Consider the following 13,054-nt stretch of genomic DNA (forward strand, 5'->3'; position numbering starts at 1 on the left):
ACAGTGCGGCGCTAGCGTGGCCGCATGGAGTTGAGCCGGGCCGACGCCCTCGCCCTGCGCATGATGAGCCTGTTGCTCGCCGACCGTCCGGCGGACTATCCGTCACCCGCGCCCGACGATGTCGCCGGCGTGGTCACCTGGTTCGGCGCCATGCAGGCGCAGGACATCGGCAGCGCCGCGTGGTCGTTCGGCGCGCGGCTGCCCAAGCTCACGACAACCGACCTCGACGAGGCCTTCGAGCGGCGCGAGGCGATCCGCACCTGGCCGATGCGCGGCACGGTGCACTACGTGCCGCCCCGCGACGCGCACTGGATGCTCGACCTCATGGGGGTGCGCGCGCTCGCCGGAGCGGCCAAGCGCCGCGAGTTCCTGGGGCTGACCCAGGAGATCGCCGACCGTTCGGTCGACGTGCTGGGCGCGGCGATGGCCGGCGGCAAGCGGCTCACCCGCGCCGAGTGCATCACGGCGCTCAACGATGCCGGCGTGCCGGTCACCGGCCAGCTCGGCTACCACCTTTTGTGGTACGCGAGCCAGCGGGGTGTCACGTGCTTCGCCCCGAACATCGGCAAGGAGCAGGCGTTCATGCTGCTCGACGAGTGGGTGCCCGACCCGCACCGGCCCGAGCGCGACGAGGCCCTGGCGACCATCGCCACGCGATACTTCCGCAGTCACGGCCCGACGACCCGGCAGGACTTCGTGGGCTGGACAGGGCTGACGGCCACCGACGGCAAGCGCGCCATCGCGGCGGCCGGCGACGCCCTGGCCACGGTGCGGGTCGACGGCACCGAGATGTTCGCCGACCGCGCGCTCCTGGAGTCATTCACGGTCCGCGACACCCGGGTCCAGGTGCGCGCGCTGCCCGGGTTCGACGAGTACCTGCTCGGCTTCAAGGATCGCTCGATGATGCTCGACGACGAGCACAAACAGAAGATCATCCCCGGGGGCAACGGCATCTTCCAGCCCACGGTCGTGCGTGCCGGCCGCGTCGTCGGCACCTGGCGCCGCGCCGTCAAACGCGCCCATGTCGACATCACGGTCACCCCGTTCGCCACCCTCACCGCGAAGGACCGCAGGGCCGCGGAGGCAGCCTTTGAGCCGTACGCCCGGTTTATCGGGATGCCGGTGAAGGTGAGCTGGCCCTAGGGGGCGGCATGCCCGACCTGATCTCCGTTCAGCGGCGGGCCGCGTCGTGGCGCCAGATGGCCACGCCCATGGCGCCGATGCCCAACGCCACCAGGTAGTACACGATGGCCTGCCCGTAGTCCACGACGAACAGGCCGTGCGCCACGAACGCGGCGTAGGCCGTCAGGTACAGCCACCAGGCCTCGACCCACCGGTGCGCGAAGCAGACGAGGGCGACCACCAGGGACGCGAGCGCGGCCAGCAGCAGCACGTTGCCCGCACCGAGCGCCCCGGAACCGATGACCGTCAGGGCGAGGGCGGCCCCGGCGGGCCACGGCCAGCGCGACGCGGCCAGGCGCGTCACCGTCGGGCGGTTGCCCTTCCAGCGCACCGCGCCGTACAGGCACGTCGCGGCGATCAGGGCCGCGGCCGCGAACAGCGCGAACGCCTGCTCCTGCGGCAGCCGCAGCAGGTCCAGGGGGCGGGTGCCGGTCACGCCGATGGCGCCCTTCAGGGGGACCTCGCGCGGGCCGATCCCGTTGCCGATCGCGAACACCGGCCAGGCGAGCACGCTGATGGCGGTGAACAGCCACGCCGGCCGCCGCCGGAACGCCATCAGCCAGGCGCCCAGCATGCCGGAACCCACCACGACGAGCGACACGGCGCTCACCACCACGACCGCGTACCGGGGCTCCGGCGCGGTCCAGACCTCCTGCACGTCCGGCACGACCAGCAGCGCGATCAGCATCGAGAACGGCACCCCGAGGGCCACGAGCGCCTTGCGCCACCAGGGCTCCACCCGGTGCACGGTGCCCCGCGCCGGCGGCGCGGACGGGTGGGCGCCCCGCTGCGCCGGCACGTGTCCCGCGCCCTGCTGGCCGCCGTCCGGCCGGGCAGGGACCGGACCCGGCGGGCGGGACGGGCTCACGGACGCCCGCGCGCGCAGCGGTGGCCCGGACCGCGGCGACGCGACGGCGCCCGCTCCGGCGGCGACCCCGGCCGCGGCCGCGGCCCCAGCGCCGGACGCGGCAGCGGCTTCGGCTCCGGGCGCGGAGATCGCGGGACGCGGTTCGGCGGCGCCCTCCACCGGGAGGGCCGGCACGACATTCGGCTGGCCCAGCGCCGTGTCGAGCGCGGCGACGAACTCCGCGCACGTGCCGTACCGGTCGTCCGGCGACTTGGCCATCGCCCTCGCCAGCACGGCGTCCACGGCGGGCGGCAGGCCCGCCCGGCGCTCGCTGGCGCGCGGGGGCGGCTCGCCCGTGACGGCCCGCATGAGCGCCACCGGGCTGGTCTCCGGGTACGGGACCTCGCCGACCAGCCAGTGGTAGGCCGTGCAGGCCAGCGAGTACTGGTCGGACTGCGCCGTGCCCGACTTGCCGTCGAGACGCTCCGGCGGCATGTAGGCGTAGGTGCCCATGATCTGGCTCGTCAGTGACGGGTCGCCGGTCGTGACCAGCTTCGCGATGCCGAAGTCCACCAGGTACGCGTGCGGTTCGTCCGATCCGGCGTTGGCGACGAGGATGTTGGCCGGCTTGACGTCGCGGTGCATCAGGTTCGCCCGGTGCGCCACGTCGAGCGCGTCCGCGACCTGGCGGAGCACGCGGATGATCCCGCCCCGGTCCTCGATGAGACCCTCACGGATCACAGTGGACAGGCTCGGCCCGTCCACGTACTGCATGGCGACGTAGAACGACCCGTCGGGGAGTTCACCCGCGTCGTGGACGGTCACGAGGTTGGGGTGGTGCAGCCGCGCGGCGCTCGCGGCCTCGCGCTCGAAGCGCAGCCGCGTCAACGGGTCGCCCCGGTAGTGTGGCAGCAGCTTCACCGCGTCCAGGCGGTCGAGGCGTACGTGCCGGCACAGGTAGACCGCACCCTGGCCGCCGGCACCGAGGAAACGGACAACCTCATAGTTGCCGAGTCGGTAGCCGGACGACAGCACTCGGCCACAATGACACACCCGCGCCAACCGGCGCGGACCCGGGCCGACGCCATCCTGGACGATCGGTCATGGATAGGCGACGGGCTATCAAGCCGGGACCGCGGGAGCCGGGCAACTCTGGAGTGGTGACTCTGACCTCAACGCAGCCGCGCGTGGTCCCCGCCGCCCGTGCCGCGGGCCGCCACCGCTCCCCCTGGCTCGCCGTCGCCGCCCTGTCCGTCGGCATCTACGCGCTCGTCATGGCGGAGTTCCTGCCGGCGAGCCTGCTCTCGCCCATCGCCGCCGACATGGGAGTCAGCGAAGGTACCGCCGGGCAGGCCGTCACGGCCACGGCCATCACCGGCATCATCGCCGCTCCCACGGTCGGCATCCTCGTACCGCGCCTGGACCGCAGGTACCTCCTGGCGTCGTTGACTCTGCTCGCCATCGTGTCGAACGCGATCGTGGCGGTCGCCCCGTCCTACCCGGTGCTGCTCGCCGCCCGACTGCTGCTCGGCGTCGCGATCGCCGGGTTCTGGGCCATGGCCCTCGCCGTCGTGGGGCACCTGGTGCCCGCCGGCCGGATGGGCCGCGCCACCATGAGCATCAACCTCGGCATGTCGCTGGCCACGGTCACGGCCGTACCCGTCGGAACGTACCTCGGGGAGGTCCTGGGGTGGCGGCCCGTGTTCTGGCTGGCCGTCGTGGTCGCGTTCGTGGCGCTGTCGCTGCAACTGCTGTGGCTGCCGCCGGTGGCGCCGTCCGGCGCGACGCCGCTGCGGACGCTCATCGACACCGCCCGTACCCGCACCATGCAGCTCGGCCTGCTCGCCGTCCTGCTCGTCGCGGGCGGCCACTTCGCCGCGTTCACGTACGTGCGACCGGCCGCCGAGCGGGTGCCCGCCATCACCGCCCCGCAGCTCGCGCTGCTGCTCACCGTCTTCGGCGTGGCCACATTCGGCGGCAACCTGGTCGCCGGCTGGCTCGCCGACCGGCGCCTGCGCCTGATCCTGCTGCTGTCCCCGCTGCTCATCGGCGTGGCCACCATCGGCGTGGCGGTGCTGTCCAGCTCGTACGCCCTGATCGCCTTGTCCGTCGGCCTGTGGGGCCTGGCGTTCGGCGGCATCCCCAGCGTCGTCATGACCTGGGTGTCGCGCGTCGAGCCCGACCGCCTCGAACCGGCCGGCGGCCTGATCACCGGCATGTTCCAGGTGGCGATCGCCGTGGGCGCGGCCGCCGGCGGCCTGCTGCTCGACGCGTTCGACATCCAGGTGGCCCTGCTCGTGGCCGGCGTCGCCGCCGCCGCCGGCGGTGTCGTGTTCGCTAGCGCCCGAAAGGTCTGACGCCCTCGCCCGTGGGGGCGTGGCGCCACGTCGTCGGCGGCACGCCCTCATGCCGGCGGAACGCGCGGCTGAACGCCGCCTCCGACCCGTACCCGAGCCGCACGGCAACCTCAGCCACGGTCGTACGCTCGGCCAGCAGCCGCTTGGCCTGCTCCATGCGTACCCGCGCGACGTACCGCGCCGGGGTCTCCCCGACCGCGAGCCGGAACCGTTCCGCGAACGCCGACCGCGACGCCAGGCTGATGCGCGCCAGCCGGTCCAGCGTCCACGGCTCGCCCGGGTCGGCGTGGATCGCGGCCAACGCACGCCCCACGTCGCTGTCCTTCAGCGGTACGGATAAGAGGTCCGCGCTGCCGCACCCGGACTCGACCCACGACCGGATCGCCGCCGCCGCGAGCACGTTGCCGAGCTGCGACAGGACCGACCGCGACCCCGGCCGGTCCTGACTGGCCTCCCCGGCCATCTTCTCGATCAGCGCGGCGACAATGGGCTCCCGGCACACGAAGCAGTGCGCGATCACCTTGTCCGGCAGCGCGGACAGCACAGGCGCCGCTCCGGTGGAGGCGACCGTCAGCTCGCCGGTGTGCAGCGTGGTCTCCTCGCGCGCCACGAACGTGTGCCTGCCGCCGCGCGGCGCGAGCAGGAAGGCGCCTGCCTGGAGCGCGACGCTCTCCGCGTCGCCGCGCACGTCCACGGCGCCGGCCGCCACGAAATGGAACCGCCCGGTGGTGCCGTCGACCGGGTGCCGGTCGCCGGGTTTCAACGTGTCCTGACGGTAGGCGCCCACGGACCACCGCAGGCGTTCCAGCACGTCACTAAGATCATCAAGGCCCCGTGAGTCGGTCACGTCGGATCAAGCGCGCTCCCCCTGTCGGGAATTCCCTGCCGTCGGGGCGTGCGCGACCGGTTCACCGGCCGCGGTTGAGACCGACGATGGCGCCGTTGAGCGCGGTCGCGAAGAGGGTCCACCCCGCGTACGGGACGAGCGCGGCGCCCGCGAGACGGTCGGTACGCCCGGCGCGACGCACCAACAGGATGTTGGACGCGTTCAGCGCGGTGATCTCGGCCAGCGCGGCGGCGGGCCGGCGCGCACCGAAGAACAGCGCGGTCCAACCGGCGTTGAGCGCCAGGTTGAGCGCGTAGTCGCGCGTGAAGGCGGTCCGCTCGGCGCCCTCGGCGCGGTCGAGTGCCCGCGCGCCGGCCACCGCGATCAACGCGTACAACGGCGTCCACACCAGGGGGAACGCGGCCGACGGCGGCTGCCAGGAGGGCTTGCGCAGACGGCGGTACCAGCCGGACGAGGTACTGGATGAGGTGATCACAGCACCGACGGCGGCGGTCGCGGTGACCGCCGCCGCGGTCTTGACCAGGGTCGGTAGACGCATGGCGACTCAGTTTCCCGACCGGCTGCGGTTAAACCAGGTGGCATACCCAGTGCTTCGGAGACGGCAGGCCGCCCACGCCGGCCTGGCACCTGTCTCCCGCGACTCCGGAACGGTCTCCGGCAACCATCGCCCGCCTCGTTGCTTTCATCCAGAGACTGCGGCACATTCTGTGGATGGCCGCGTTCACCGCCGCCCGAGAATGCCCTACGTCGCGTGCCTACCACGAGACGAAGCGCGCCGAACGCAAGAACCACCGCCGAGCCATGCTCTCCCTCGCCCGCGACGCGTTGACGTCCTCTGGGCACTCATCCGCGACCGCAAGACATTCATTCGACCGCGCCGCAGCCTGAGCCAGCTGCCTCCCTGCCGACGCGACCCCCGGTCCCGCCGGCTGATCTACCCTGCCCGCCACGATCACCCAGAGTCACCTGGAGGCTCCTAACTTGAGCTGCCGTACGGGTTATCGGGATTCGGCAGCAGCACTGACCGGCGCCGAGCAGTTCGCAGGCGCGGCGGTCCTCCTTACGTCGGGTGGCGAAGGCCTCGGCTGCGGTGGTGAAGCCGCACTCGGCATCCCACGCCGACACCTTGCTCGCCGGCGAGCTGGACATTACCTACTTCGGCACCTCCGCGCCGTTCCCGCTGGCCTGCCGCAAGGCCGCCATGCTGCCCCGCGAGCTGGTCGGCGACCGGCTGCGAGGGCTGGGCTCGACCGGCGCGCCGCCCAGTAGTGCGGCGGGGTCGGCAGACGCGTTACCGATCGCTGAAGGCCTGCCCTTAGGGTCGCTCTTGCCATTTCGTTAGGTGCCTGACATTATTTGTCAGGTGCCTAACGACATGACCGCCCACGAGTTGCAAGCCCCCGGCGTCTGGGCGAAGAAGTACTTCCTCGCCAGCCGGGCCCTGATGGAATCCGTACTCCGCCCCTACGACCTCGGGAACACCCAGTGGTACGTGCTGTACCGGCTCAGTGCCGGCCAGCCGGTCGGCCAGCGGGCCCTCACGCGTGAACTCGAGGTCGAACGAGCGACCCTCAGCGCCGTGATCGCGGCGCTCGTGCGCAAAGGGTTGATCGAACAGGCACCCGACCCGGAAGACCAGCGCCAGAAACTGCTGCACATCACGCCGGCCGGCGTGAACCTGTGGAACTCGCTCCCCGATCCGATGGCGCTGATCGCAGAAGTTGCCTTCGGCGGGGTCGACCCCGCGGACATCGAGACCATGAACCGCGTCCTCAGCGGCGCGACCCAACGACTCATCGCCTACCGGAAAGAGAACGGATCATGACGATTCTCGTGACCGGCGGTACGGGCCTGGTCGGCCCCCGCCTGCTCGGACGACTCACCGCGGCGGGCATCGAATGCCGCGCCCTCGTCCGCCCCGGAAAAGAAGTCCCCGAAGGCGTGCAGCGCGCCGAGGGTGACGTCCTCAGCCCCGACTCCCTGCCGGCAGCCGTGCAAGGCGTCACCGCGGTCATCCACTTGGCCGCCGTCTTCCGCACCCGCGACGACGACCTGATCTGGACCGTCAACCGCGAGGGCACCCGCAACCTCATCGCCGCCGTTGAGCAGTACGCGCCCGAGGCCCGGTTCCTGCTGGCCAGCACCTCCAACGTCTACGACGCCGAGAGCCCACACCCCGGGCGTGAGGACGACCCCGTCGCGCCGACGCTCGCCTACCCCGCCAGCAAGATCGAAGCCGAGCAGCTGGTCCGCGCCAGCAGCCTCACCTGGGGCATCCTGCGGCTCCCCTTCATCTACGGCGACCAGGACGGGCACCTCGAATCGTTGCCCCAACTCGCGGCAAGCATGGGATGGCACCCGGCGCAGCGGCTGAGCGTCATCCACCACGCCGACATCACCACGGCGTTCACCCTGGCCCTGACGGGCGCGTTCGACCACCGCACGGTCAACATCGCCGACGAGTCACCCCTGAGCATCTACGAGATGTCCCAGATCGTCGGCTACTCGTACGGCACGTCCGCCGAACCGCTCAGCCAGCCGTGGAAGGGGCAGATGGATATCAGCCTCGCCCGCAGCCTCGGCTTCACACCGACGATCAGCACCATCTACCAGGCCGTCCGCAACGGCGCCCTCTGACCAGCAGATCAGGTCAACCAGGTCCACTCCGACGCGCATGTCAGTTCGCCTTCAGCTCGGTTGCGGAGGTCTGGCGGGGGCCGGGACAACGCCAACGCCGACCTGCAGGTCCAACCTGAACCAGCATGCTTTCCCGCCAACTCGACCCCGCCGGGTAATCGACCCCGTCTGTCAAGATCAATCGGAATCACATGGAGACTCCGCACGTGGGCGTGGGCTGGGAGAACACGATCCAGAGAACGTGGGCCACTCCCTGCCACCCCAGGTGAACCCCCAGGTCGCTAGACTTGGCGCTCGCGCCCCCGTAGCTCAGGGGATAGAGCAGTGGTTTCCTAAACCATGTGTCGCAGGTTCGATTCCTGCCGGGGGCACCCTCAGAGCCAGGCGAAATGGCTCCTGACCAGCGAACATAACTCCTGGTCGATCGTCACCATATGCAACCGTGCGTCAGCCGATGCCGCCGTTTGTCGCCCTCCACGGACTATTTACGGACTGATCTTGGGATCGTCCACCGAGGTCACCCCCATTGCACAGCCCAAGATCCGGACTGAATGGCGCCATCGTCACCGTGCATCTCATCGCTCGTCGCTAGCCCAGCCGAGCGAGTCGAGCAGGATCTCCAACACGGCCGGCCGGTTTACCGCGCCGATTTCTGCCAACGCCCTGTCCAGGACCTCTCCGACGTCAGCAGGCAGTTCCTGCTCTTCCAACATCGGCAGCATCAGGATGAGGCGCTGCGCCCAGGTCAGCCGGTCGTCCGGCAGGTCCGCCATGCCCTTCAGTTCTGCCCACGTCAGCGTGGAACAACCAGCGTCGCCGTAAAGGTCAAACACCTTCGTTGGTTGGCCCGGTCGCTCCTCCACAAAATCGAGTCCCCCGTCCCCCTCGACGTTGCGGAACACGATCCGCAGCCACGCCTCCGCATCCAGGCGCACTGACACGGCTGGCCACCGGTCACGGTCGAATAAGAACGCCCACATCGCCTCGCGTTCGTCCGTACTGACCTCGAAAGCAGCCTGCGACTCCGGAAATGCGTTGAGCGGGCCCTCGACGTAGCAGCACCAGAAGGCCGGGTGGCCAACCACGACGTCTGCGTCGTACACCATCGCCTCGCACTCAGCCAGGACCGTGGTCAGATACCCGGGGATGGTGAACGCCGGCCCGATGATCAGTGACATAGTCGGCATTCAACACCACCCACCCAGGGCGTCTTCGATCCGGCGGTTAACCGTCGCCTCCTGGCCGTCGATACACGTGGCGTAGACCTTGAGCAGCACATCGACGGAGTGACCGGCCCGCTCGGCGACCTCGGTTGCCGGAACACCGGCGTTGAGCCACAGCGGCACGGCGGCGTGCCGCAGGTCGTACGGGCGGCCGGCCATCGGGGAGGCGACCTGGCGCGGCGACATGCCGAACTGGCGCGCCAGCTCCCACACTCGCGAGTAGGTCGAGGCGGCCACGACGTTGCCCCGCTCGCTATGAAAGATCCGGCCGTCAGCGGCGACGCCATAGCGGGCGATGTGTTTGCGCAGGATCGCGACGAGCTCCGGCGGGATGGGCACCGAGCGGGGTTCGTCCTGGCCTCGGTGCTTGAGGCCCCGCTCGTCGTGCAGCTCGCCGCTGTCGGTCCACCGCTTGCCGGCCTCGGACCGTGACTTCTCCAGGACCAGCCGTCCCAGCCCTTAGCCGGCAGGTGACAGTCCTGCTCGCGAAGGCCGAGCGCTTCACCAGGCCGAAGGGCTGCGAAGTAGAGGCAGGCGAAGAACGCTCGCAGCCGCTCACCTCTGCCCCGCGTGCCGACGTAGGTGACGGCAGCGAGCAGCTGCCGGGCCTGGGTCGGATTGACGACCACCCGCCGGTCGACGGTGACGACGACCTTCGACCGACGCGAGCTGACCTTCACCTTGTCGATCGGGTTGAACTCCAGCGCCTCCAGCTCTACCGCGTGCTGAAACACGTTGTAGAACACCGACCGGCGACGCCGCAGCGTGGTCGCGGCGGCCGGCGTGCCATCGAGCTTGAGCGCCAGGGCGTCGAGCCCGACCCGAACCTTCGCCGGAGCGACGAGGTCCCTCAGCGGCATGGACGCCTCGCGCAGCCAGGCAAGAGCCGCGGCGACGTCGGGCGGCCGAGGCCGTTCCCGCACGTTCGGCGGCAGGACGAAGTTGCGCAGGACGTCGCGCAGCTGCGTCACCTCGGGGCGGCCGGGCCGGTCGTCGACGAGGGCCGCCGTCACGCACACCAGCGCATCTATCATGCTGGCTCGGGACTTCGCTGCCGCGCCGGGCCACTTCATCACCAGGTAGGCCTCTGCCGTCTCCAGCCATGTGACGGCCTTGGGCGCCTCGACCATCGAGTCCGGCAGCCCCGAATCGACGTCGAACGCCTCGCCGTTGTTGGCGGCCTGCTTGAGGTTCGACCGGAAGTTGTCCGCCAGCGGCCGGGTCGTGAAGTTCTCTGACTTCTCCCGGCCGGCGACGGTCCACCGCACGGTGTAGGTGGATTCGTCCGGTGGGGCGCTCCACCTGGACCAGCTCGGCGCGGCCCGGAAGGGCTACGCCTGCGCGACGGGATGACACCCACCCCTCCACCGGAACGCAGCCAGGTGTCAAGTGCAGGTTGACGGAACTGGTTCGTTGACCTAGAGCCGTATAATCATGGCCGGACGCTGCCTTGTACTCGATTCCCGACAGCCCTAGGGCGACTGGTGTCTACCGGCCGCAAACACCTCACCATCCATCGTCACGAGTGGACCGCAACAGCCATGATCCTTCTAGCGTTGGCTGCTGCCGCAATCACGGGAGGGGTGAGCGCCATGATCTGTAACCTGCTGGTCAGCGTAACGGTGAGTGTAGCGACCGGGGGTCGGGTAGAGGGCAGCGTCCGCGACCCTGCTTCCACGTGCCCCACACCACTACTGTGGCCGGCATGGCCATTGCCGCTCTCGTCATCTCGATTGTTTCCGGCCTGATTGCTCTTGGTTCGGCTTACTACACGCGGGTCCAGGCAAGGGCTGCTACAGACCAGGTCACTGCCGCCCTTGACCAAGTGGCGCTCATGAAAGCCCAGATTCACGACCAGCGCACGCCAAGATTTGCTGGAGTCGTAGAAGACTTGGGGTCCTGGCACAGGCTTGCACTTCGGCTGCTTACCCCTGGAGCGCTGCAGTCCATTCGGGTCACGATCCTCGGCGGCGGCGCTGTGCAGTTCACTCCAAGTCAGAACGGCGTCGACCCAGGTGGGGCGCATCCCCTGCAGGTCGCGACCTGGTCGGCCGCGCATCCACAGCAGAAGCGGCTCCTGGCGGGCGATCGCGCCATGTGGCGCGTCGCCTTTAATGGTGATCCGCCCAAACTCGTACACTTGCGAGTCGAATGTGTCGGCGATGACGGCGATGTTTGGAACCTCACCACGGAAGTCAGGGTAGAGGGCTGACGACCTTCCACGAAGCCTCGCCCTGGTGTGTTCAGTCAGCGCGAAGTCAGCGAAGCCGTTCATATGTAACGCCGCCCTCGGGCAACAGCCGCAACGCTCAGCGCTACTGATCACGGCGTGAACTCCCGCAAAACGGCCCGCGCAACCATAGTGCGACGTTCGGGGCGCAGGGGCCGCTCCGAGCAAGTGAAATACAGTAGCCGCATGCAGCCGATCGTCCGAGTAAGTCTTGGCCCCGCTGCGCCGCCACACGACGTCGTGCTCAAGCTGCAGGGCGGCGACGACTGGGAGCTGAACGTGTGGGCCACGTTCGACGAGCTGGCCCAGCTTCGCGAGATCCGCTCGGCTGTCTGGGCGGACCGACGCGCGATTGCGGCCGGCCGGAGTGCCGGAGCCAACGTGTTCTGGGCCGCACCGAGCGAAGGCGCTCCCCACGCCGCCACGATCATGGTCGGGCACGATGATGAGTCGTGGGACATCGCCCTTCTCGTCCCGGTCGCCCAAGTCGAGGAGATCGGCCACCGGGCAGCCGCCGGCGACGTCGATCATGACTACGGCTAAGCACCCGCCACGACGGGCCGAACCCGGGCGCCCGCCAAGATCCGGACCATTCACGGACCCGGCGGCTACACTGGCGGCCACACCAGACCGCACACTGCATACAGCCCCGCTGGCCGCTCATGGAAGATCCATTCCTAAACCATGTGTCGCAGGTTCGATTCCTGCCGGGGGCACCTCCACAATCATCAGATATGGCTTCTGAGCGGCAAACAACCTTCTGGCGATCGTCACTGCGCGCAACCGCGCCCATGACGGCGGCCGTTTATCGCTAGTTACGCACCATTCGCGTATTGATCTTGCAGGAATCGGCGGGACATCGACGGACTGGCCCGCCGGCTCACGACCTCGGGTTGCCGGAAACACCGCCCTCAACGCGCTATGGCCGGGCTACCTGATGCTCGACGTGGTTGACGAGGAGATCATGTACGTCGAGGTTCTCGACCGTACACCGCCGGACTGAACATGGCCCACGCTCTTGAGCAGAGGCGGACGGACGGCCAGCGACATGCGAGTACGTGATCAAAAGGCGTCGTCGGGTTCGCCGAGCCATCGACGGACCGCCGACAGATCGGCTCCGGTCAGCGCCTGGTGCGGGTCGACACGGTGCGGTAGCGCTCGAGCCGGGTGATGCGCTGCCACCCACTGCCGGTCCGTATCGGTGATCTCGTCGTCAAGCCAGACGAAGGGGCGTCCGGCTGCCCACCGGGTTAGGTGCGCGGTCTTCCAGTGCAGACCTCGCGGGAGGTCCCCGTCGTCGTCCGGCCAGACGACGATCGGTAGGTCGGGAAGCCCGATCCGGGGCGAGATGACCTCGTTCGCCTCCGCCATCCATGTCGTTGCCCAGATCAGCTGGCATCCCAGCGCCAACAGTCGGCGCCCGTCGTCCGGATCGAGTCGATCCAGCAACGGGTTTCCGGGCCCAGACACGGCCGCGTCGGTGCCGCGCGCGGCACGTTCGGTGAGGACTGGGCGGGCGCTGAACGGAATCAACGTCCCGTCGACATCAAGGAAGATCAAGGGACGGTGGGCGCGACTGGACATCACCCCCGCACCGTACCCTGGATCATCGGCGCCACATCGAGCCCCGCAAATGACGCGATTGCCGCGTGAATACTCAAGATTCAATTTCGATCATTACTGAGGCGTGCGACAGCGTGCCATCCTCGACTTAAGAGCTGTTAAGCCCTT

Annotated in this window: 14 protein-coding genes, 1 tRNA gene and 1 pseudogene; 10 read left to right on the top strand and 6 right to left on the bottom strand. The window is 69.4% G+C overall.

Going from position 1 to position 13,054, the window contains the following annotated elements; genetic code table 11:
* Window positions 1–24: 24 nt before the first annotated feature.
* The gene (locus ABD191_RS01635) at window positions 25–1,143 is read left to right on the top strand and encodes a winged helix DNA-binding domain-containing protein (RefSeq protein WP_344075906.1); all 1,119 of its coding nucleotides are present in this window, start codon (window positions 25–27) and stop codon (window positions 1,141–1,143) included.
* A gap of 28 nt (window positions 1,144–1,171) precedes the next feature.
* Here the strand turns inward: ABD191_RS01635 and ABD191_RS01640 are convergent, their stop codons facing one another.
* On the bottom strand, window positions 1,172–3,064 hold the full coding sequence (locus ABD191_RS01640; RefSeq protein WP_344075908.1) for a serine/threonine-protein kinase: 1,893 nt from the start codon (window positions 3,062–3,064) through the stop codon (window positions 1,172–1,174).
* A gap of 125 nt (window positions 3,065–3,189) precedes the next feature.
* Here ABD191_RS01640 and ABD191_RS01645 point away from each other — a divergent pair, with 125 nt between their 5' ends.
* Complete coding sequence (locus ABD191_RS01645; protein WP_344075910.1) at window positions 3,190–4,386, top strand: MFS transporter; 1,197 nt, start codon at window positions 3,190–3,192, stop codon at window positions 4,384–4,386.
* Here ABD191_RS01645 and ABD191_RS01650 read toward each other — a convergent pair.
* Window positions 4,367–5,233, bottom strand: coding sequence for an AraC family transcriptional regulator (locus ABD191_RS01650; RefSeq protein WP_344075912.1), 867 nt, complete (start codon window positions 5,231–5,233; stop codon window positions 4,367–4,369). The genes ABD191_RS01645 and ABD191_RS01650 overlap by 20 nt on opposite strands.
* Before the next feature lie 61 nt (window positions 5,234–5,294).
* Window positions 5,295–5,771: a TspO/MBR family protein gene (locus tag ABD191_RS01655; protein ID WP_344075914.1), complete on the bottom strand. Its 477-nt coding sequence runs from the start codon at window positions 5,769–5,771 to the stop codon at window positions 5,295–5,297.
* A 67-nt stretch (window positions 5,772–5,838) separates the two neighbouring features.
* Between ABD191_RS01655 and ABD191_RS29190 the strand changes: the two are divergent.
* The 5 genes and pseudogenes from ABD191_RS29190 to ABD191_RS01675 all read left to right on the top strand — a co-directional run.
* A pseudogene (locus tag ABD191_RS29190) lies at window positions 5,839–6,108 on the top strand (transposase); the annotation flags it as partial.
* A gap of 194 nt (window positions 6,109–6,302) precedes the next feature.
* Complete coding sequence (locus tag ABD191_RS01660) at window positions 6,303–6,575, top strand: hypothetical protein (protein WP_344076161.1); 273 nt, start codon at window positions 6,303–6,305, stop codon at window positions 6,573–6,575.
* Between the two features lie 33 nt (window positions 6,576–6,608).
* A complete protein-coding gene (locus ABD191_RS01665) occupies window positions 6,609–7,058 on the top strand; it encodes a MarR family winged helix-turn-helix transcriptional regulator (RefSeq protein WP_344075916.1) in 450 nt (149 codons plus the stop codon).
* Window positions 7,055–7,870, top strand: coding sequence for an NAD-dependent epimerase/dehydratase family protein (locus ABD191_RS01670; protein WP_344075919.1), 816 nt, complete (start codon window positions 7,055–7,057; stop codon window positions 7,868–7,870). Before ABD191_RS01665 ends, ABD191_RS01670 begins: the two co-directional genes overlap by 4 nt.
* A gap of 298 nt (window positions 7,871–8,168) precedes the next feature.
* A tRNA-Arg gene (locus ABD191_RS01675) sits at window positions 8,169–8,241 on the top strand.
* A gap of 204 nt (window positions 8,242–8,445) precedes the next feature.
* On the opposite strand, the gene ABD191_RS01680 is transcribed toward ABD191_RS01675, so the two are convergent.
* Together ABD191_RS01680 and ABD191_RS01685 are read right to left on the bottom strand one after the other, a co-directional pair.
* Window positions 8,446–9,048, bottom strand: coding sequence for a hypothetical protein (locus ABD191_RS01680; RefSeq protein ID WP_344075922.1), 603 nt, complete (start codon window positions 9,046–9,048; stop codon window positions 8,446–8,448).
* Window positions 9,049–9,057: 9 nt separating this feature from the next.
* On the bottom strand, window positions 9,058–9,432 hold the full coding sequence (locus ABD191_RS01685; RefSeq protein ID WP_344075924.1) for a hypothetical protein: 375 nt from the start codon (window positions 9,430–9,432) through the stop codon (window positions 9,058–9,060).
* A gap of 131 nt (window positions 9,433–9,563) precedes the next feature.
* Between ABD191_RS01685 and ABD191_RS01690 the strand changes: the two genes are divergently transcribed.
* From ABD191_RS01690 to ABD191_RS01700, 3 genes are all read left to right on the top strand, one after another.
* Window positions 9,564–10,331, top strand: a complete 768-nt coding sequence (locus ABD191_RS01690; RefSeq protein WP_344075926.1) for a hypothetical protein — start codon at window positions 9,564–9,566, stop codon at window positions 10,329–10,331.
* A gap of 467 nt (window positions 10,332–10,798) precedes the next feature.
* Entirely contained in the window at window positions 10,799–11,305 is a 507-nt protein-coding gene (locus ABD191_RS01695) for a hypothetical protein (protein WP_344075928.1), read from the top strand.
* Between the two features lie 204 nt (window positions 11,306–11,509).
* On the top strand, window positions 11,510–11,866 hold the full coding sequence (locus ABD191_RS01700; RefSeq protein ID WP_344075930.1) for a hypothetical protein: 357 nt from the start codon (window positions 11,510–11,512) through the stop codon (window positions 11,864–11,866).
* Window positions 11,867–12,385: 519 nt separating this feature from the next.
* Here the strand turns inward: ABD191_RS01700 and ABD191_RS01705 are convergent.
* A complete protein-coding gene (locus ABD191_RS01705) occupies window positions 12,386–12,907 on the bottom strand; it encodes an HAD domain-containing protein (RefSeq protein ID WP_344075933.1) in 522 nt (173 codons plus the stop codon).
* Window positions 12,908–13,054 lie beyond the last annotated feature (147 nt).

The sequence above is a fragment of the Luedemannella helvata genome, assembly GCF_039528415.1.
Classification (GTDB): Bacteria; Actinomycetota; Actinomycetes; order Mycobacteriales; family Micromonosporaceae; genus Luedemannella; species Luedemannella helvata.